This window comes from Pseudomonas sp. 9.2(2024) (assembly GCF_039695385.1).
GTDB lineage: Bacteria > Pseudomonadota > Gammaproteobacteria > Pseudomonadales > Pseudomonadaceae > Aquipseudomonas > Aquipseudomonas paraglycinae.
Genome location: NZ_CP155585.1, coordinates 2,269,339 through 2,290,627 on the forward strand (window position 1 = coordinate 2,269,339; position 21,289 = coordinate 2,290,627).

Annotated in this window: 13 protein-coding genes; 7 read left to right on the forward strand and 6 right to left on the reverse strand. The window is 61.8% G+C overall.

Translation table 11 applies throughout. The annotated features are described in order from the left end of the window. The first annotated feature begins 144 nt into the window (after positions 1 to 144). Complete coding sequence (locus ABFB52_RS10280; protein WP_085747902.1) at positions 145 to 2,529, forward strand: diguanylate cyclase; 2,385 nt, start codon at positions 145 to 147, stop codon at positions 2,527 to 2,529. 129 nt (positions 2,530 to 2,658) lie between these two features. Here the strand turns inward: ABFB52_RS10280 and dacB are convergent, their stop codons facing one another. After that, the gene (dacB, locus tag ABFB52_RS10285; RefSeq protein ID WP_007952030.1) at positions 2,659 to 4,119 is read right to left on the reverse strand and encodes a D-alanyl-D-alanine carboxypeptidase/D-alanyl-D-alanine-endopeptidase; all 1,461 of its coding nucleotides are present in this window, start codon (positions 4,117 to 4,119) and stop codon (positions 2,659 to 2,661) included. A 234-nt stretch (positions 4,120 to 4,353) separates the two neighbouring features. Here dacB and ABFB52_RS10290 point away from each other — a divergent pair, with 234 nt between their 5' ends. Continuing rightward, a complete protein-coding gene (locus ABFB52_RS10290; RefSeq protein WP_085747901.1) occupies positions 4,354 to 4,698 on the forward strand; it encodes a YggL family protein in 345 nt (114 codons plus the stop codon). Between the two features lie 61 nt (positions 4,699 to 4,759). Here the strand turns inward: ABFB52_RS10290 and ABFB52_RS10295 are convergent, their stop codons facing one another. Then, positions 4,760 to 5,950, reverse strand: a complete 1,191-nt coding sequence (locus tag ABFB52_RS10295; protein ID WP_085747900.1) for a benzoate/H(+) symporter BenE family transporter — start codon at positions 5,948 to 5,950, stop codon at positions 4,760 to 4,762. Between the two features lie 224 nt (positions 5,951 to 6,174). Between ABFB52_RS10295 and ABFB52_RS10300 the strand changes: the two genes are divergently transcribed. Continuing rightward, on the forward strand, positions 6,175 to 6,939 hold the full coding sequence (locus ABFB52_RS10300; protein ID WP_007952027.1) for a GntR family transcriptional regulator: 765 nt from the start codon (positions 6,175 to 6,177) through the stop codon (positions 6,937 to 6,939). Between the two features lie 178 nt (positions 6,940 to 7,117). Here ABFB52_RS10300 and guaD read toward each other — a convergent pair whose 3' ends face one another. The 4 genes from guaD to xdhA form a co-directional block, all read right to left on the reverse strand. Then, positions 7,118 to 8,422 carry a guanine deaminase gene (gene guaD, locus ABFB52_RS10305; RefSeq protein WP_085747899.1) on the reverse strand — a complete coding sequence of 435 codons (1,305 nt, stop codon included), beginning with the start codon at positions 8,420 to 8,422 and terminating at the stop codon, positions 7,118 to 7,120. Positions 8,423 to 8,435: 13 nt separating this feature from the next. Further along, entirely contained in the window at positions 8,436 to 9,293 is an 858-nt protein-coding gene (gene xdhC / locus ABFB52_RS10310) for a xanthine dehydrogenase accessory protein XdhC (protein WP_129973089.1), read from the reverse strand. 133 nt (positions 9,294 to 9,426) lie between these two features. Then, positions 9,427 to 11,820 carry a xanthine dehydrogenase molybdopterin binding subunit gene (gene xdhB, locus ABFB52_RS10315; protein WP_129973090.1) on the reverse strand — a complete coding sequence of 798 codons (2,394 nt, stop codon included), beginning with the start codon at positions 11,818 to 11,820 and terminating at the stop codon, positions 9,427 to 9,429. Continuing rightward, positions 11,813 to 13,267 carry a xanthine dehydrogenase small subunit gene (gene xdhA, locus ABFB52_RS10320; RefSeq protein WP_102717724.1) on the reverse strand — a complete coding sequence of 485 codons (1,455 nt, stop codon included), beginning with the start codon at positions 13,265 to 13,267 and terminating at the stop codon, positions 11,813 to 11,815. Before xdhA ends, xdhB begins: the two co-directional genes overlap by 8 nt. Before the next feature lie 266 nt (positions 13,268 to 13,533). Between xdhA and ABFB52_RS10325 the strand changes: the two genes are divergently transcribed. The 4 genes from ABFB52_RS10325 to ligA all read left to right on the forward strand — a co-directional run bounded on the left by ABFB52_RS10325 (position 13,534) and on the right by ligA (position 21,255). Continuing rightward, a complete protein-coding gene (locus ABFB52_RS10325) occupies positions 13,534 to 14,193 on the forward strand; it encodes a GntR family transcriptional regulator (RefSeq protein ID WP_007952019.1) in 660 nt (219 codons plus the stop codon). Positions 14,194 to 14,195: 2 nt separating this feature from the next. After that, positions 14,196 to 17,684, forward strand: coding sequence for a chromosome segregation protein SMC (gene smc, locus ABFB52_RS10330; RefSeq protein WP_085747895.1), 3,489 nt, complete (start codon positions 14,196 to 14,198; stop codon positions 17,682 to 17,684). 259 nt (positions 17,685 to 17,943) lie between these two features. Beyond that, positions 17,944 to 18,810, forward strand: coding sequence for a cell division protein ZipA (gene zipA, locus ABFB52_RS10335; protein WP_064378762.1), 867 nt, complete (start codon positions 17,944 to 17,946; stop codon positions 18,808 to 18,810). Between the two features lie 87 nt (positions 18,811 to 18,897). After that, on the forward strand, positions 18,898 to 21,255 hold the full coding sequence (gene ligA / locus ABFB52_RS10340) for an NAD-dependent DNA ligase LigA (protein WP_129973091.1): 2,358 nt from the start codon (positions 18,898 to 18,900) through the stop codon (positions 21,253 to 21,255). Positions 21,256 to 21,289: the final 34 nt, after the last annotated feature.

The window sequence follows — 21,289 nt, forward strand, 5'->3', positions numbered from 1 at the left end:
CTCTGCAAAATTGGATCCACAGAGCCTTGATTTTTAAAGGCTCTTGGATCCGTTCAGAGCTAGCCAAATTAGTGGCTAATAGCTATAACTCACACACGGCCGATGGGGTTTTTCCCGCAGATGCTGACGTAGTGAGTGGCTTTTATGTCGTTGCACCCCGTGCGCCCGAAGATATTGGGTTTTATCAGCGAAGACGTCTCGGCCTGGCTGGTCGGGGTGCTGGTATTGCTCGCCGGCGGAATTCTCACGGGGCTGCTCGCCTGGGGCACCCTCAATCAGTTTCACAGCCAGTTGCGCCAACGCTTTCAGCTGCTGGCCAACGAACGCTATAGCCGCATCGAAGAACGTTTTCAGGATCAGGAGCAACGCCTCGACGGCCTGCGCCGGTTCTTCGCCAACTCCGAATCGGTGTCTCGCGCCGAATTCGACGGTTACACCCATCCTCTATTGCTGCGCACCCAGGCTTATTCGTTTGCCTTGCGGGTGAGCGGTGCCGAACGTGCCGCCTTCGAGCAGCGCGTGCGAGATGAGGGCCTGAGCACCTTCAGCGTGCGCGAACTCAATGCGCGCGGCGAACTGCAACTGGCCTCCGCCCGCGATGAATACGTGGTGGTGTTGTACAGCCAGACCCAGAGCCGGCTCGGCTCACCGTTGGGGTACGACCTGCTTGCACAACCGTTGCGCCGCACGACACTGGAGCGCGCCGACCAGCTTCGCAGTCTGGCAGTGTCGCAGCCGATGCATCTGGTCGGTATCGAGCCGGCTTACGCCCGCGGCGTATTGCTGGTGGCACCGGTGTTGCGCGAAGGCGAGCCCAGATCATACGGCTATGTGATGGCTGTGATCAGCATGCGTCAGCTGCTGGCAGACGGCTTGCCGGATGCATTTCATGACTATCTGTCGGTGCGCATTCTCGATCTGTCTACCAACGATCAGCATGAAGTGCTGTTCGAATCGACCAATGAACCGGCGCCGAGCGATCTGTCCGCTACCCGGCTGGTGCGCATGGCCGATCACGACTATCAGGTGGATATCCTGCCGAGCGAAGCGTTCATGCAGGCCAACCATTCGTCGGTTGGCAGCGTGGTGGTGCTGGGCGGACTGCTCAGTCTGCTGCTGAGCGCGCTGCTTTATGTGCTGGTCAGTCAGCGCCAGCGCGCGTTGCGCATGGTCGAATTGCGCACCCAGGAACTGCATGAGCGCGAACAGGAACTGCGCGGCACCCACGGTCAGTTGCGCGGGGTGCTCAACGCGGCGACCCAGGTGGCAATCATCGCCACTGACCTGCGCGGGGTGATCAACACCTTCAACCCCGGCGCCGAGCAGATGCTCGGTTATCTCAGCAGCGAAGTGGTCGGCCACATGACCCTGGAAAATCTGCACTTTCCCCGGGAACTGGTGGCCCGCGCGGCGGAGCTCAGCGCCCGTTATGGCAAGACCATTCCGACCTGTCAGGCGATGCTGGTGGAGGGCGGGGAAGTGGGCGGGCACGAGGCGCGCGAGTGGACGCTGGTGCGCAAGGACGGCAGCCACATTCCAGTGAACATGCTGGCCACGCCGGTGCTGGACGAGCAGGGGCTGTGGGTCGGCCATCTGGCGATCTGCATCGACATCACCGAGCGCAAGCGCGTGCACGAAGCGCTGGCCGCACGGGACGTGCTGTTGAAGAAACTCAGCGCCCACGTGCCCGGTGGGATCTATCAATTCAAAATGGAGTTCGACGGTCGCTTCAGCGTGATCTACGCCAGCGACGGCATCCGTGAGATCTACGAGCTGGAGCCGGACGTGCTGCTGCTCAACGCCGAAGCGATCTTCACCCGCATCCACCCGCAGGACGTCAGCCGCGTGCGCAAGTCGATCCGTGCCTCGGCGGACAACCTCAGCCCGTGGCGCGAGGAATACCGCGTGCAGTTACCCGGGCGCGGTCTGCGCTGGGTTCGCGGTGAGGCGACCCCGGAGGAATTGCCGGGCGGCGGCGTGCTGTGGCACGGTTATATCTCCGACATTTCCGACCTGAAGCGCGTCGAAGAAGAACTGCGCGCACTGTCTGTGACCGATTCCCTGACAGGCATTCACAATCGGCGCTATTTCCAGGAGCGCTTGACCACCGAAATGGCCCGAGTCGAGCGTGGGGGCGGCGAGTTGTCGGTGATCATGCTCGACATCGACCACTTCAAGCGGATCAACGATCAGTACGGTCACGCGGTGGGCGACCGCGTATTGCAGGCGGTCTGCGAGCGCATCGGCCATCGTCTGCGGCGTACCGACGTGTTCTGCCGGTTGGGCGGCGAAGAGTTCATGGTGCTGTGCCCGGACATCGACGGCGATCACGCCCACATGCTGGCCGAGGAGTTATGGCACAGCCTGCGCAGTGCGCCGATCGACGTGGTGGGGGTGGTGACGGCCAGTTTCGGGATTGCCAGCTGGCGACCGGGAGAGGGCGCGGACGCGCTGTTGCTGCGGGCGGATTCCGGGGTCTATGCGGCGAAGCAGGGCGGACGGGATCGGGTTGAGCGGCAGATGAACTGAGCCCCTCTGCCACCTGATCGTTCCCACGCTCTGCGTGGGAATGCCTCCGGGGACGCTCCGCGTCCAGTGACGCAGAGCGTCACGGGCTGTATTCGCACGCAGAGCGTGGGAACAATCATGTACGGGGGATTACAGAACCGAAGCAGTCTGCGGCGTCCGCGGCTGTTTGTAGAGATCCAGCAGCACCTGATCCAGCACCGACGACGCGCCGAACGGGGCCTTGTCGTTGAGGATCGCCACCACCGCCCAGGTGTTGCCGTTGACGTCGCGGCTGAAGCCGGCAATCGCCCGTACGGTGTTCAGGGTGCCGGTCTTGACGTGGGCTTCGCCGCGCATCGCGGTGGTCTTCAGGCGTTTGCGCATGGTGCCGTCGGTGCCGGCAATCGGCAGCGAGCTGATGTACTCGGCGGCGTACGGGCTGTGCCAGGCCGCTTGCAGCATGCTGGCCATTTCACGGGCACTGACTCGCTCGGAGCGCGACAGACCGGAGCCGTTCTCCATCACCAGGTGCGGCGCGGTGATGCCTTTCTTCGCCAGCCACTGACGCACCACGCGTTGCGCGGCCTTGGCGTCATCGCCGTCGGCGTCGTTGCGGAATTTCTGGCCCAGGCTCAGGAACAGCTGCTGAGCCATGGTGTTGTTACTGTACTTGTTGATGTCGCGGATGATTTCCGCCAGATCCGGCGAAAACGCGCGGGCCAGCACTTTGGCGCTGCTCGGGGTCGGGGCCAGACGATCCTTGCCCTGGATGCTGCCGCCCAGTTCCTTCCAGATCGCCCGCACGGCGCCGGCGGTGTAGGTCGCGTGGTCGAGCAGCGACAGATAAGTCTGCGAGCTGCAGCCTTCGCCCAACTGGCCGGCCACGGTCACGGTCACGCTGCCATCGGCTTGCGGCACCGGGTTGTAGCGCACGCCGCCGGTGCATTGTTTGGAGTTGAGCGCTTTGACGGTGTTTTCGATGTTGATGCTGGCAATCGGCGGTTCAACCGAGATCAACACCCGACCATTGTCGTTGCGGGCCACGAAACGCAGGGCCTTGAGGTTGACCAGCAGTGAGTCCGGCTTGACCAGGAACGGCTTGTTCTCGTCGTTGCCGTCATCGTTGAATTCCGGCAGTTGCGGCTGCACGAAGAAGCTGCGATCCAATACCAGATCACCGGTGACCTGGGTTACGCCGTTGGCACGCAGGTCGCGCATCAGCAGCCAGAGTTTTTCCATGTTCAGCTTCGGATCGCCGCCACCCTTGAGGTAGAGGTTGCCGTTGAGGATCCCGCCGTTCAGGTCGCCGTCGGTGTAGAACTCGGTTTTCCACTGATGGTTGGGGCCGAGCATTTCCAGCGCCGCGTACGTGGTGACCAGCTTCATGGTCGAGGCCGGGTTGACCGAGACGTCGGCGTTGTACACGGTCGGCGTGCCCGGGCCGTCCAGCGGCACCATCACCAGCGACAGGGCGGTGGGCTGCAGCTTGCTGGCCTTGAGGGCTTTTTCGACGTTGGGGGTCAGGGCGGTGTTGATGGTGGCAGCGGAGACGGGCAGGGCCAGCGGCAGAAGAAGACCGGCCAGGAGCAGAGGACGCAACGATTTGATCATATGAAATAAAACCCTACAGCCGAGGGGAAAAAAGACGAGGACATGGATGAAAAGGCCCTCAGTGGTCATGAAAGTGTCGGCATTATGCCCCAAGGTGTAACAGCTTGTGCCTTTCGCAAGGGCGCCAATTCGTTATTTTTTTACAGGCGGTCGCACGCACGTCCCAGAGAGTCGGGCAATCGCCGGCTTAAACTGGTAAAGTGCCGGCCGTTATTACTTAAGAGGATTGTTCCAATGGCGACTAACCGTTCCCAGCGTCTGCGCAAAAAACTGTGCGTCGATGAATTTCAAGAGCTGGGTTTCGAACTGAACCTGGGCTTCAAAGAAGACCTGTCCGAAGAAGCCATTGACGCTTTCCTCGAAGCATTCATCAAAGAAGCCATGGAAGCCAACGGTCTGGGCTATGTCGGCGGCGACGACTTCGGTCTGGTTTGCCTGCAGAAGCGTGGTTCGGTCTCCGAAGAGCAGCGCGCTGCTGTTGAAGCCTGGCTGAAAACCCGCTCCGAGCTGACTTCTACTGAAATCAGCCCGCTGCTGGACGTTTGGTATCCGGAAAAGCCGATCAACCCGGCTAAGTGATACTGAAAAAAACGGCGACCTGAGGGTCGCCGTTTTTTTATGCCTGCTTTTTAACGAGGCCTCAAGCCTTGCGCCAGTTGAGGATCAGCAAGGTCAACACCCCCGCGACAATCCCCCAGAACGCCGAACCGATGGAAAACAGCGTCAGCCCCGACGCCGTGACCATGAAAGTGATCAGCGCCGCTTCCCGTTCCTTCACCTCGGTCATGGCGATGCTCAAGCCGTTGATGATCGAGCCGAAAAGCGCCAGTGCGGCAATCGACAGCACCAATTCCTTCGGCAGCGCGGCGAACAGCGCCGCCAGCGTGGCGCCGAACACCCCGGCAATCCCGTAGAAAATCCCGCACCACACCGCAGCGGTGTAACGTTTGTTGCGATCCTCATGGGCATGCGGCCCGGTGCAGATCGCCGCGCTGATCGCTGCGAGGTTGATGCCGTGGGAACCAAACGGCGCCAGCAGCAGGGACGCGATGCCGGTGGAGGTGATCAGCGGCGAGGCCGGGACGTTGTAGCCGTCGGCCCGCAGCACGGCGATGCCGGGCATGTTTTGCGAGGTCATCGCTACGACAAACAGCGGAATGCCGATGCTGATGGTCGCGGCCAGGGAAAAGTGCGGCGTGGTCCAGACCGGTGTCGCCACTTCCAGATGAAAGCCGCTGAAGTCCAGCAAACCCATGAAACCCGACAGCGCGGTGCCGATCAGCAGCGCGGCAAGCACCGCATAGCGTGGCGACAGGCGTTTGACGATGAGATAAGTGAAGAACATCCCCAGCACCAGACCGGTGCGGTGTTGCGCGGCGACGAAGATTTCGCTGCCAATCTTGAACAGAATCCCCGCCAGCAGCGCGGCGGCGAGGGAGGCCGGGATCTTTTTCACCAGCCGTTCGAAGCTGCCGGTCAGGCCGCAAATCGTCACCAGCACCGCGCAGGTAATGTAGGCACCGATGGCTTCGCCGTAGCTCACGCCGCCAAGACTGGTGATCAGCAGCGCCGCGCCGGGCGTCGACCAGGCAATCGTGATTGGCGTGCGATAGCGCAGCGACAGGCCGATCGAACACACCGCCATGCCGATGGAGATCGCCCAGATCCACGACGAAATCTGCCCGCTGGTCAGGCCCGCCGCTTGCCCTGCCTGGAACATCAGCACCAGCGAACTGGTGTAGCCGGTCATCATCGCGATGAACCCGGCGACGATGGCGGAGGGCGATGTGTCCGCCAGCGGGCGCAGTCGGGTGTGGGTAATTTCGTTCATGACAGCGGCGTTCCTTGTTCAAACCACGGATTTCGGGTTTAAGCCTAAACTCAAACGTAACGGAGCGTTGCAATACAGCCGAAGCCACAAACAGCCGTACAGTCGTGTTGCCACCTTCCATTGTGTACAATCGCGCTGTTTTTTACGCGATACTTGCCAGCGACCCACTGTGCCGTATTACAGTCACGGTCAATTCGCCGCCGTTCTTCCCGACTCGAGTGCCCATGAACGAACAGTTGCAACCCCTCAAGAAACAACCGCGAGCAGGCAAAGCCGGCCGCAGCGGAACCCAGGACGATATTGTCTATGCGCATATCTTCGAGGCCATCCTCGAACAGCGCCTGGCGCCCGGCACAAAGTTGAGCGAAGAAGCGCTGGGGGAAATTTTCGGGGTCAGCCGCACCATCATTCGCCGCGCGCTCTCGCGTCTGGCCCATGAAGGCGTGGTGCTTTTGCGGCCGAACCGTGGCGCAGTCGTTGCCAGCCCGAGCGTTGAAGAGGCGCGTCAGGTGTTCCTCGCCCGACGTCTGGTGGAACGCGCGATCACCGAGCTGGCGGTGCAACACGCCACCGCCGAGCAGATCGCCGAACTGCGCCAGATGGTCAACGACGAGCGCGACAGCTTCTCCCGTGGCGATCGCGGTGCCGGCATCCGTCTCTCGGGTGAATTCCACCTGAAACTGGCCGAAGCGGCGAAGAACGCGCCGTTGATCAGCTTCCAGCGCAGCCTGGTTTCGCAGACGTCGCTGATCATTGCCCAATATGAAAGCGGCAACCGCTCGCACTGTTCCTACGACGAGCACACCCAGTTGATCGATGCCATCGAAGCGCGCAATGGCGAGCTGGCGGTGGACCTGATGATGCATCACATGGATCACATCGACAGCAAGCTCAACCTCGACGAGGAAAGTGCTTCGGACGATCTGCATGCAGTGTTCTCGCACCTGTTGCAGACCAAGAAGCCAGGGCGTCCGGCGGTCAAGCTCTGAGGCGAATCGACAGGCAATAAAAATCCCCCGGACTGCAAAGTACCGGGGGATTTTTTTTGTCCGTCTGATCGTTCCCACGCTCTGCGTGGGAATGCCTCTGGGGACGCTCCGCGTCCAGTGACGCGGAGCGTCACGGGCTGCATTCCCACGCGGAGCGTGGGAACGATCAAGCGATCAGTTAGCGCTGGTGCACCAGCGCGCCCGCCGCATAGGTCTGAGCCACAGTGCGGTCATCGCCCAGGGTCATCAGCACGAACAGCGTTTCGGCAATGTTGTTGGCCTGCTTCAAGCGGTAGCTCAGCAGCGGCGTGGCGTTGTAGTCCAGCACCAGGAAGTCGGCGTCGGAGCCTGGTTGCAGGTTGCCGATCCTGTCTTCCAGACGCAGTGCCCGCGCGCCGCCGAGGGTAGCGAGGTATAGCGATTTGAACGGGCTCAGGCGTGCGCCTTGCAGTTGCATCACCTTGTAGGCTTCGTTCAGGGTTTGCAGCAGCGAGAAACTGGTGCCGCCGCCGACGTCAGTCCCGAGGCCGACGTTCAGTTTGTGCTTCTCGGCCATCGGCAGGTTGAACAGGCCGCTGCCGAGGAAGAAGTTCGAGGTCGGGCAGAACGCAACCGCCGAACCGGTCTCCGCCAGACGCGCACATTCGTCGTCGCACAGGTGCACGCCGTGGGCGAACACCGAGCGCTCGCCGAGCAATTGGTAGTGGTCGTAGACGTCCAGATAGCCCTTGCGCTCAGGGAACAGCGCCTTGACCCACTCGACTTCCTTGAGGTTTTCGCTGATGTGGGTCTGCATGTACAGATCCGGGTATTCGCTGAGCAACTGGCCGGCGAGGGTCAGCTGTTCCGGGGTGCTGGTCGGGGCGAAACGCGGGGTGACGGCATAGTGCAGACGACCCTTGCCGTGCCAGCGCTCGATCAGCGCCTTGCTGTCGACGTAGCTCGATTCCGGGGTGTCGGTCAGGTAGTCCGGCGCGTTGCGGTCCATCATCACCTTGCCGGCGATCATCCGCAGATCCAGCTTCTCGGCCGCTTCGAAGAACGAGTTCACCGATTGCGGATGCACGCTGCCGAACACCAGCGCGGTGGTGGTGCCGTTGCGCAGCAGTTCCTTGATGAAAATGTCCGCCACTTCATCGGCGTGGGCCTTGTCGGCGAACTGGCTTTCGCACGGGAAGGTGTAGGTGTTCAGCCAGTCCAGCAGTTGCTCGCCATAGGCGCCGACCATGCCGGTCTGCGGCAGGTGGATGTGGGTGTCGATGAAGCCCGGGGTGATCAGCGCATCCTTGTGATGCGTGATCTCGATGTCCGCCGGCAGGGTCGGCAGCAGTTCGCTGGCGTGGCCGAGGGCGCTGATCTTGCCGTCATCGACCACCAGCAGGCCGTCCTCGAAATACTCGTAGGAGGCTTCGATGCCGACCTCGGCAGGGTCGGCGATGCTGTGCAGGATGGCGGCGCGGTAGGCTTTGCGAGTCAGAGGCATGAGGGTTCTCTAATCAGTTTGAGGCTTTGAGTGTGGCGGCCTGACTGCGGCGCGAAACCGGCAGCAGTTTGGCAATCGGTTCGGCGCTGGCGGTGTGCTGGCCGAAATTGGCGTTATAGGTGGCGATGATTTCGCCGGCGATGGAGATGGCGATTTCCACAGGCAACTTGCCTTTGACTTCGCCGATGCCCATCGGGCAGCGCATGCGTTGCACGACGCTGGCGTCGAAGCCACGGTCACGCAGGCGATGTTCGAACTTGGCCCGTTTGGTTTTCGAACCGATCAGGCCGAACCAGGTAAAGTCGTTGCGCTTGAGGATCGCGGCGGTGAGTTCCAGATCCAGCTGATGGTTGTGGGTCATGACGATGCAGTAGCTGCCGGCGGGCAGGTCGTCGATTTCATCCACAGGCTCCTCGGCGACGATTTTGCGCACGCCGTGGGGAATCTGCTCGGGGAATTCCTCTTCCCGGGAATCGATCCAACGCACCCGGCAGGGCAGGCTGGCGAGCAAGGGTACCAGCGCGCGACCGACATGACCGGCGCCGAACACGGCGATCTGCGCCTGCATCTGGCCCATCGGTTCGAACAGCAGCACCGTGGCGCCGCCGCAGCACTGGCCGAGGCTGGCGCCGAGGCTGAAGCGCTCCAGATGGGTGTCCTGCTTGCCGCTGGCGAGCATGTCGCGGGCGATCTGCATGGCTTTGTATTCCAGGTGCCCGCCACCGATGGTGTCGAAGGTCTGGCGGGCGCTGACGACCATTTTCGAGCCGGCATTGCGCGGCGTCGAGCCGAGCTCTTCGATGATCGTCACCAGAACACAGGGTTCGCCCTGGTTCTGCAGGTCGGCGAGGGCGTCGATCCAGTTGTACATATCTCACCTCTCAGATCGTTCCCACGTCGAACCGTCGCGTGGGAATGCATCACTGGACGCTCCGCGTCCGCTGTTCAGGATGCGACGCAGAGCGTCGCCGGCTGCATTCCCACGCAGAGCGTGGGAACGATCATCAAACGACCTCGGTTTCAGCTTCGACGGCTTTCACCGCCTTGAGCTGGCGCATCTGCTCGCAACCCCACAACACCCGCTCCGGGGTCGCCGGCGCGTCGATCTTCGGTTGATGCTTGTAGTCGCCGAGGCTGGCCACCGCATCCTTGATCGCGCACCACGCGGCGATGCCGAGCATGAAAGGCGGCTCACCCACAGCCTTGGAGTGGAACACCGTGTCTTCCGGGTTCTTGCGGTTTTCCACCAGTTTCACCCTCAGGTCCAGCGGCATGTCCGCCACGGCCGGGATCTTGTAGCTGGCCGGGCCGTTGGTCATCAGCTTGCCCTTGTTGTTCCACACCAGTTCTTCCATGGTCAGCCAGCCCATGCCCTGAACGAAACCGCCCTCGACCTGGCCGATGTCGATGGCCGGGTTCAGCGAGGCGCCGACGTCGTGGAGGATGTCGGTACGCAGCATTTTGTACTCGCCGGTCAGGGTGTCGACGATCACTTCGCAGCACGCCGCGCCGAAGGCGAAGTAGTAGAACGGCCGACCACGGGCCTGGCTGCGGTCGTAGTAGATTTTCGGAGTCTTGTAGAACCCGGTGCTCGACAGCGACACCTGATTGAAATACGCCAGCTGGATCAGCGCTTCGAAGGTCAGGATGTGGTCACGCACCCGTACGTGGCCGTTGTGGAATTCCACGTCTTCTTCGCTGACCTTGTAGTGCCGCGCGGCGAATTCGACCAGACGCCGCTTGATTGTCTCGGCAGCGTTCTGCGCCGCTTTGCCGTTGAGGTCGGCGCCGCTGGAGGCCGCGGTCGGCGAGGTGTTCGGCACTTTGTCGGTGTTGGTCGCGGTGATCTGCACACGGTCCATTTCCACCTGGAACACTTCGGCCACGACCTGCGCGACTTTGGTGTTCAGACCCTGGCCCATTTCCGTGCCGCCGTGGTTCAGGTGGATGCTGCCGTCGGTGTAGACGTGCACCAGCGCACCGGCCTGATTGAGGAAGCTGGCAGTGAAGGAAATGCCGAATTTCACCGGGGTCAGCGCCAGGCCTTTTTTCAGGATCGGGCTGTTGGCGTTGTAGCGACGGATCGCTTCGCGACGCTCGGCGTACTGGCTGCTTTCTTCCAGTTCAGCGGTCATCTCCTCGAGCATGTTGTGCTCGACGGTCTGGTAGTAGTGGGTGACGTTGCGCTCGGTCTTGCCGTAGTAGTTGGCCTTGCGCACGGCCAGCGGATCGAGGTTCAGGTGACGGGCGATGGCGTCCATCACTTCCTCGATCGCGACCATTCCTTGCGGGCCGCCGAAACCACGGTAGGCAGTGTTCGACGCGGTGTTGGTCTTGCAGCGGTGACCGTTGATGGTCGCATCGCCCAGGTAGTACGAGTTGTCCGAGTGGAACATCGCCCGGTCAACGATCGAGGCCGATAGGTCAGGCGAGCAGCCGCAGTTACCGGCCAGGTCCATGGCGATGCCGTGCAGGCGCCCGGTGCTGTCGAAGCCGACGTCGTACTCGACGTAGAACGGGTGACGCTTGCCGGTCATCAGCATGTCTTCGACCCGTGGCAGGCGCATCTTGGTCGGCTGGCCGGTGAGGTGCGCAATCACGGCGCACAGGCACGCCGGGCTGGCGGCCTGGGTTTCCTTGCCGCCGAAACCACCGCCCATGCGGCGCATGTCGACCACGATTTTATTCATCGACACGTCGAGAACTTCGGCCACCAGTTTCTGCACTTCGGTGGGGTTCTGGGTCGAGCAGTAAACGATCATGCCGCCATCTTCGGTCGGCATTACCGAGGAGATCTGGGTTTCCAGATAGAAGTGTTCCTGGCCGCCGATGTGCAGCGTGCCCTGAATACGATGTTCGGCCGTGGCCAGCGCCGTGGTCGAATCGCCGCGCTGATGGGTGTGGCTGTCGAGCACGAAGTGGCGCTTGCGCAGGGCTTCGACCACGTCCAGCACCGGCTCCAGATCTTCGTATTCGATGATCGCGGCCATGGCGGCCTTGCGTGCGGTTTCGAGGTCTTTCGCGGCAACGGCCAGCACCGGTTGACCGACGAACTGCACGTCATCGATGGCCAGCAGCGGATCACCCGGCAGCAGCGGGCCGATGTCTTTCAGGCCCGGTACGTCTTCGTGGGTAATGGCGATGCGCACGCCTTCGAAGGCGTAGCAGGGCTTGGTGTCGATGCTGATGATTTTCGCGTGGGCGCGATCCGACAGCCGTGCGTAAACGTGCAACTGGTTTGGGAATTCCAGGCGGTCGTCGATGTACTGCGCTTCACCGGACACATGCTTGGCGGCGCTGTCGTGCTTGACGCTGCGGCCGACGCCGGTGGTCAGGTCCTTGGCGAACAATTCAGCCAGTTCAGCTTGAGTTTTCTCTACGCCGTGATGGTTAGACATAAGCGGTCACCCGAGTCTCGATGTGCGGTGTTTGCAGTTCGATGAAGTATTTGCGCAGCAGGTTCTGCGCGCTGAGCAGGCGGTATTCCTTGCTGGCGCGGAAGTCCGAGAGCGGGGTGAAATCCTCGCCCAGCGCGGTGCAGGCGCGTTCGACCACAGCGTTGTTGAACGGCTGACCGAGCAGCACGGCTTCGCAATGAGCGGCGCGTTTCGGGATTGCGGCCATGCCACCGAATGCGACGCGGGCGTCGGTGATCACGCCGTTCTCGACCCGCAGGTTGAACGCGGCGCAGACGGCAGAGATGTCGTCGTCCAGACGCTTGGAGACTTTGTAGGCGCGGAAGCGCTGCTCGGCCGTGGCGCGTGGGACGATGATCTTCTCGATGAACTCGCTTTCCTGACGTGCGGTAACCCGGTAATCGATGAAGTAATCCTCGAGGGCCAGCGTGCGGCGGGTCTCGCCCTTGCACAGCACGATCTGCGCGCCGAGGGCAATCAGCAGCGGTGGCGAGTCACCGATCGGCGAGGCGTTGCCGATGTTGCCGCCGAGGGTGCCCTGGTTGCGGATCTGCAGCGAGGCGAAGCGGTGCAGCAGTTCGCCGAAGTCCGGGTACTCGGCGTTCAGCGCTTCGTAGCAGTCGGAGAGGGCGGTGGCGGCGCCGATTTCGATGCGATCCTCGAAGTGCTCGATGCGCTTCATTTCGGCGACGTTGCCGACGTAGATCATCACCGGCAACGTGCGGTGGAACTGAGTGACTTCCAGCGCCAGATCGGTGCCGCCAGCCAGCAGGCGGGCCTGTGGATAAGCGTCGTAGAGATCGGCCAGATCGGCCACGGTCAGCGGCACCAGGCAGCGTTTGTCGCCGCTGTTGAGTTCGCCGATCGACGTCGGGGCAATGGCTTTGAGGCGGGAGATGGTTTCGGCTTCACGGGCGTCGAACTGATCCGGTTGCTTGGCGCAGCAGGATTGTTCGGCGGCGGCCAGGATCGGCCGGTAGCCGGTGCAGCGGCAGAGGTTGCCCGCCAGCGCTTCGTGGGCCTTGGCCTGATCCGGTGCATCGCTGTTCTTTTGCAGGGCGAACAGCGACATCACGAATCCGGGGGTGCAGAAACCGCACTGCGAACCGTGGCACTCGACCATGGCTTTCTGCACGCTGTGCAGTTCGCCTTTGTGCTTGAGGTCTTCGACGCTGATCAATTGCTTGCCGTGCAGCGACGAAACGAACGTCAGGCACGAGTTGAGGCTGCGATAGCGAATGTGCTCGCGGCCATCGTCATCCGTCTGCAACTCGCCGACCACCACCGTACAGGCGCCGCAGTCACCGCTGGCGCAGCCTTCTTTGGTGCCGGATTTACCCACGTGTTCGCGCAGGTAGTTGAGCACAGTCAGGTTCGGGTCCAGGGCGTGCTCGCTACGGAGTTCCTGGTTAAGTAAAAACTGGATCACGGAAGGCCTCGCAGACTCATTATTGTTGTTGAGCGACTTGAGCCGAATTTAGCAGGTCTGACTTTTCGGTCAATGGTTTTCTGACTTAAAGGTCAGGAAAAACCGTTTTGTCGCTCAACCACGTGTCTCTTCAGTATTGACCCTCATTGGATCAAGCGCTTTTTTGCGGGAATCGTGCCAAAAACCGCTGTGCGGGCACTCCGCCATGACCGCGCATTGCGCTACACTGCGCCGCTTGTGCAGATCGAAGAGTTTGAAGGACAACCATGACGTTCAAGGCGCCGGACAGCCTCGCCGAGCAAATCGCTCACCACCTCGCCGAACGGATCATTCGCGGCGAAATGAAGCCGGGAGAGCGTATCCAGGAACAGAAGGTCACGCTGGCGCTGAACGTCAGCCGCGGCTCGGTCCGCGAAGCCTTGCTGATCCTCGAGCGCCGTCACCTGATCGCGATCCTGCCGCGCCGTGGCGCCCACGTCACTGAGCTGACGGCGCACAAGGTGCAGAGCCTGTGCACGCTGATGAGCGAGTTGTACATCCTGCTCGGCAACGCAGTGGCCAATGGCTGGCAAGTCCAGTCCGACATGGCGCCGTTCGTGCAGATCCAGCAGCGCCTGACCGCCAGCTACGAGCGTCAGGACATCCGCACCTTCGTCGACGACAGCTTCAACGTGATGCGCGCGGCGTACCCGTTCGCCAACAACCCGTACTTGCAGGAAACGGTGGAAAACCTGCAACCGGCCATGAGCCGTGCGTACTTCCTAGCGCTGGAACAGCGCAAGGCCGAGATGAGCGAGTTCCTCGAACTGTTCGAACGCCTGCTCGCCGCCGTCCTCGCCCGTGACCTGCCGCAGATCCGCATCGTGCTGACGGCTTACGCCCAGCGCAGCTGCGATCTGGTGGTGTCCGCCCTGACGGTTGCCTGACCTTGCGGCTCAAGTGCATCAAGCTGGCGGGGTTCAAATCCTTCGTCGATCCGACCACGGTGAACTTCCCCAGTAACATGGCGGCGGTCGTCGGGCCGAACGGTTGCGGCAAGTCGAACATCATCGACGCCGTGCGCTGGGTGATGGGCGAAAGCTCGGCCAAGAACCTGCGTGGCGAGTCGATGACCGACGTCATCTTCAACGGCTCGACCAGCCGCAAACCGGTGAGCCAGGCGAGCATCGAACTGGTGTTCGACAACTCCGACGGCACGCTGCTGGGCGAGTGGGCGGCGTATGCGGAAATCTCGATTCGCCGCAAAGTGACCCGCGACAGCCAGACGACTTATTACCTCAACGGCGCCAAATGCCGTCGTCGCGACATCACCGACATTTTCCTCGGCACCGGCCTCGGCCCGCGCAGCTACTCGATCATCGAGCAGGGGATGATCTCCAAGCTGATCGAGTCCAAGCCGGAAGACCTGCGTAACTTCATCGAAGAAGCCGCCGGCATCTCCAAGTACAAGGAGCGTCGGCGCGAGACTGAAAACCGCATCCGCCGCACTCACGAAAACCTTGCCCGTCTGACTGACCTGCGCGAAGAACTCGAGCGCCAGCTCGAACGCCTGCACCGGCAGGCCGAGGCCGCCAAGAAGTATCAGGAATACAAGGCTGAAGAACGCCAGCTCAAGGCGCAACTGTCGGCCCTGCGCTGGCAGGATCTGAACGATCAGGTCGGTCAGCGCGAATCGATCATCGGCAACCAGGAAATCAGCTTTGAAGCGCTGGTCGCCGAACAGCGCAACGCCGACGCGGCGATTGAACGCCTGCGCGACGGGCACCATGACCTGTCCGAGCGCTTCAATCTGGTGCAGGGGCGCTTCTATTCGGTCGGCGGCGACATCGCCCGGGTCGAGCAGAGCATCCAGCACGGCCAGCAGCGCTTGCGCCAATTGCAGGACGATTTGAAAGAAGCCGAGCGCGCACGCCTCGAAACCGAATCGCACCTGGGCCACGACCGCACCTTGCTGCTGACCCTCGGCGAAGAGCTCGATCAACTGACCCCCGAGCAGGAAATCACCAACGCCGCGGCCGAAGAAGCTGCCGCTGCGCTGGAAGATTCCGAAGCCGTCATGCACGGCTGGCAGGAGCAGTGGGACGCCTTCAATCTGACCGCCGCCGAACCCCGTCGTCAGGCCGAAGTGCAGCAGTCGCGCATCCAGCAGCTGGAAACCAGCATGGAGCGCCTGGCCGATCGGCAAAAGCGTCTGGGCGAAGAGCGCGCGCTGCTGTCGGCCGATCCGGAAGACGCGGCGATCATGGAACTCAGCGAACAGCTCGCCGAGTCCGAAGCCACCCTTGAAGATTTGCAGACCAGCGAAGAAGCCCAGGTCGAAAAACTCGAGCAACTGCGCCAGGAATTGCAGCAAGCGCTGACCGCGCAGCAACAGGCGCAGGGCGATTTGCAGCGCCTCAATGGTCGCCTTGCATCGCTGGAAGCCTTGCAGCAGGCCGCGCTCGATCCGGGCACCGGCACTGCCGAATGGCTGAAGGAACACAACCTCGCCGAGCGCCCGCGTCTGGCCGAAGGCCTGAAGGTCGAGGCCGGTTGGGAGCTGGCGGTGGAAACCGTGCTCGGCGCCGACCTGCAAGCGGTGCTGGTGGATGATTTCGACGGCTTCGATCTGTCTGGTTTTGCCCAGGGCGATCTGCGTTTGCTCAGCCCCGGCAATGACGGCGTGCGCGTGGCCGGCAGCCTGCTGGACAAGGTCGAGGCGCAGGTCGATTTGTCGCCCTGGCTCGCTCAGGTCAAACCGGTCGATAGCCTTGAACAGGCGCTGGCTATGCGTGGCCAACTGGCTGCCGGGCAAAGCCTGATCAGCCGCGACGGTTACTGGGTTGGCCGGCATTTCCTGCGGGTGCGCCGCGCCAGCGAAGCCGAAAGCGGCATGCTCGCGCGCGGCCAGGAAATCGAATCGCTGCATGCCGAACGCGAAGAGCGTGAAGCCACGGTCGAGGCCATGGAAACCCGTCTGCAAACCCTGCGCGCGCAACAGCGTCAGCAGGAAAACGGTCGCGAACACCTACGTCGCTTGCTGCAAGACGAAGCCCGTCAGCAAGGCGAGTTGAAAGCTCAGCTGTCCGCCGGCAAAGCCAAGGCCGAGCAGTTGAACCTGCGTCGCACCCGCCTCGACGAAGAACTGGTCGAGCTCGCCGAGCAGCGCGAGCTGGAACACGAAAACATCGGCGAAGCGCGGATCCAGTTGCAGGACGCCCTCGACGCCATGGCCCTCGACACCGAGCAGCGCGAATTGCTGCTGGCCCAGCGCGACAGCCTGCGCGAACGACTGGATCGGGTGCGTCAGGAAGCGCGCCAGCACAAGGATCACGCCCATCAATTGGCCGTGCGCCTCGGCTCGCTGCGCGCACAACACGATTCGACCCGCCAGGCCCTTGAACGTCTGGAAATGCAGGCCGAGCGCCTCACCGAAAAACGTGAACAGCTCAGCCTGAATCTGGAGGAGGGCGAAGCGCCGCTGGAAGAGCTGCGCCTCAAACTCGAAGAGTTGCTCGACAAGCGCATGAGCGTCGACGACGAACTCAAGACCGCGCAGATCGCCCTGGAAGATGCCGATCGCGAACTGCGCGACGCGGAAAAACGCCGGACCCAGGCCGAGCAGCAATCGCAATTGATCCGTGGCCAGCTCGAACAGCAACGCATGGAATGGCAAGCCCTGACCGTGCGCCGCAAGGCCCTGCAGGATCAACTGCTGGAAGACGGCTACGATCTGCACGGCGTGCTCAACACCCTGACCGCCGAGGCCAGCGAGAAGGCTGCCGAAGAAGAACTTGAACGCATCGCCGCGCGCATTCAGCGCCTGGGCGCGATCAACCTCGCGGCGATCGACGAATACACGCAACAATCCGAGCGTAAACGTTATCTGGATGCCCAGGACGCCGATCTGGTCGAAGCCCTGGAGACCCTGGAAAACGTCATCCGCAAGATCGACAAGGAAACCCGTAACCGTTTCAAAGATACCTTTGATCAGATCAATGGCGGTTTACAGGCGCTTTTCCCGAAAGTTTTCGGTGGCGGGCGGGCGTATTTGGAACTGACGGGCGAAGATCTACTCGATACAGGGGTGACGATCATGGCGCAGCCGCCCGGGAAGAAGAACAGCACCATCCATTTGCTCTCCGGTGGCGAGAAGGCCCTGACCGCGCTGGCACTGGTTTTTGCGATCTTCAAGTTGAATCCGGCGCCGTTCTGCATGCTCGATGAAGTTGACGCACCACTGGATGACGCTAACGTTGGACGCTACGCACGATTGGTCAAAGAGATGTCGCAGACCGTGCAGTTCATCTATATCACCCACAACAAGATCGCCATGGAAATGGCTGACCAGTTGATGGGCGTGACGATGCACGAGCCGGGTTGTTCGCGACTGGTAGCCGTGGATGTCGAGGAGGCGATGGCGATGGTGGATGCCTGAGCCGGCGCGTGTCGGAAAAGGTATTTGTAGTCTGTAGGACATATTTACCGGCTTCGACTTGCTGGCCAATCGACATAATCGCGCAAGCCAATGAGACAGACGGTGTAAAGTTGTCTTTGGTCGTGCTAGTTTAATGTCAATTTTTCGTATACGTGGGCAAAACGCCTGTCAGAACATAGAGTTGGCGCCACGTTTTAAAGCGGTTTGCACAGTGTAAACCCCTTATTTTTCAGCATTTTTTATAGAGGCACGGGATTACATGGAAATCGGTCTGCGCGAGTGGCTGATCGTCATCGGCATCATTGTGATAGCCGGTATTCTTTTCGATGGCTGGCGCCGTATGCGCGGCGGCAAGGGAAAACTGAAATTCCGTCTTGACCGAAGTCTGTCCAACCTGCCGGACGAGGACACCAGCGCTGAGCTGTTGGGCCCGGCCCGCGTGCTGGATACCCATAAAGAGCCGCAACTGGACGAACACGATCTGCCATCGGTGAGCATGCCGGCCCGCGAAGCACGCGAGCCTCGCGAATCCGGTTCCAAGCGCGGCAAGCGCGGCAGCAACGGTCCGGCCCAGGGCGACCTGAACCTCGATCTGGATCTGGACGGCGGCCCGAGCTTCAGCAGCCGCGACGATGATTTCGTCGAGCCTGCCGCCAAGTCGTCGCCGGCGGTTGCTGATAAAGATCAGCCGCAAGCCGAAGAAGTGCTGGTGATCAGCGTGATCTGCCGCGACCCGGCCGGCTTCAAGGGCCCGGCACTGCTGCAGAACATTCTGGAAAGCGGTCTGCGTTTCGGCGAGATGGATATCTTCCACCGTCACGAAAGCATGGCCGGCAACGGTGAAGTGCTGTTCTCCATGGCCAACGCGGTCAAGCCGGGCATCTTTGATCTGGACGACATCGACCATTTCAGCACCCCGGCGGTGAGCTTCTTCCTCGGCCTGCCAGGCCCGCGTCATCCGAAGCAGGCCTTCGATGTGATGGTCGCGGCAGCCCGCAAGCTGTCCCAGGAACTGAACGGCGAGTTGAAAGATGACCAGCGCAGCGTCCTGACCGCGCAGACCATCGAGCACTACCGTCAGCGCATCGTCGAATTCGAACGTCGCGCCCTGACCCAGAAGCGTTGATTGAAAAGGTTGCCTCGCAATAAAGGGGCAATCGGCAAAATAGATTGAGCAGCCTCGGCTGCTCTTTTGCTTTATGAGAGAACACCCATGACTGCCGCCAAAGACCGCATTCTAGAGCTGCGCGCTGAACTCGATCAGCACAACTACCGTTACCACGTCCTCGATGAGCCGAGCATTCCGGATGCCGAGTACGACCGGTTGTTCCACGAGCTCAAGGCGCTGGAAGCGGCCAATCCGGAACTGATCACCAGCGACTCGCCGACCCAGCGTGTCGGCAGCGTGGCGCTGACCGCGTTCACCCAGGTGCGTCACGAAGTGCCGATGCTCAGCCTCGGCAACGCCTTCGAAGAAACCGACATGCGCGAGTTCGATCGCCGGGTGACCGAAGGTCTGGATCTCCCGGCCGGCGACCTGTTCGGCGGTGGCGCGGCGGTGGAATACAGCTGCGAGCCGAAACTCGATGGCCTGGCGGTCAGCCTGCTGTATCAGGATGGCGTGCTGGTACGCGGCGCCACGCGCGGCGACGGCACCACTGGCGAAGACATCAGCGTCAACGTGCGCACCGTGCGCAACATCCCGCTGAAGCTGCACGGCACGGGCTGGCCGGCGACCCTGGAAGTGCGCGGCGAAGTGTTCATGTCCAAGGCCGGTTTCGAACGCCTCAACGCCTCGCAACTGGAAGTCGGCGGCAAGACCTTCGCCAACCCGCGCAACGCCGCCGCCGGCAGCCTGCGACAGCTGGATTCGAAGATCACCGCCAACCGTCCGCTGGAATTCTGCTGCTACGGCATCGGTCAGGTCTCCCACGATATTTCCGACACCCACATCGGCAACCTCAAGCAACTGCAAGCCTGGGGCATGCCGATCAGCCACGAATTGAAGCTGGCCAAGGGCATCGGCGAATGCCTGGATTACTACCGCGATATCGGCGAACGCCGTAACTCGCTGGCCTATGAAATTGACGGTGTGGTGTTCAAGGTCAACAGCATTGCCGACCAGCGCGAACTGGGCTTCCGCGCCCGGGAACCGCGCTGGGCCATCGCCCACAAATTCCCGGCCATGGAAGAACTCACCGAACTGCTCGACGTGGAATTCCAGGTCGGCCGCACCGGCGCCGTCACCCCTGTGGCGCGGTTGAAACCGGTCAAGGTCGCCGGCGTCACCGTGGCCAACGCCACGCTGCACAACATGGATGAAGTCGCCCGGTTGGGTCTGATGATCGGCGACACAGTGATCATTCGCCGCGCCGGTGACGTGATACCGCAAGTGGTGCAGGTGGTGACCGAGCGTCGTCCCGAAGATGCGCGGCCGGTGCAGATTCCCGAGAGCTGCCCGGTTTGTGGCTCCCATGTCGAACGCACGCAACTGGTCAAACGCAGCAAGGGCAAGGAAACCATCAGCGAAGGTGCGGTGTATCGCTGCGTCGGCCGACTGGCCTGTGGTGCGCAGCTCAAGCAGGCGATCATTCACTTCGTCTCCCGTCGCGCGATGGACATCGAAGGCCTTGGCGACAAGAGCGTCGAGCAGTTGGTCGATGAAGGTCTGGTCAGTTCGCCGGCTGATCTCTACGCGCTGAAGTTCGATGACATCGTCGACCTCGAAGGTTTTGCCGAAGTGTCGAGCAACAAGTTGCTGGCCGCTATCGAGGACAGCAAGAAGCCGGGTCTGGCGCGCTTCATCTATGCGCTGGGCATTCCGGATGTCGGCGAAGAGACGGCCAAGGTGCTGGCGCGTTCGCTGGGGTCGCTGGAGCGTGTTCAGCAAGCCTTGCCGCAAGTGCTGACGTACCTGCCAGACATCGGCCTGGAAGTGGCGCACGAGATTCACAGCTTCTTCGAAGATGCGCACAACCAGCAGGTGATCACCGAGCTGCTGGGCCACGGTTTGCAGATTCAGGATCAGGGCGAGCTGGGCGCCGAGTTTGCCGCCAGCACCACGCTGGGCGGCTTCCTCGACAAGCTGCACATTCCTTCGGTCGGGCCGGGCGGGGCGCAGAAGCTGGCGGACAAGTTCGAAACGCTGGAAGGGGTGATGAACGCTGACTGGCTGGACATGCGCCAGGCATTGCCGGAGAAGCAGGCGAACTCGGTTCGCGAGTTCTTTGCCTTGCCCGAGCATCGTCAACTGGCTGAAGACGCCGAGAAGCAACTGCGCGATTTCGGTATGCACTGGCAGAGCGAAAAGAAAGTCGTCGAAGGTCTGCCACTTTCCGGGGAAACCTGGGTGCTGACCGGCAAGGTCGAGCTGATGAGCCGCGACGTCGCCAAGGAACACCTGGAAAGTCTCGGCGCCAAGGTCGCCGGCTCCGTGTCGGCCAAGACCCATTGCGTGGTCGCCGGGCCGGGCGCCGGGTCGAAACTGACCAAGGCCAACGAACTGGGCGTGAAAGTGATGGATGAGGAGGCGTTTATCGCGTTCCTGAAAGGGCACGGTATCAGCGCCTGACTGATCGACAGGTGATCGTTCCCACGCAGAGCGT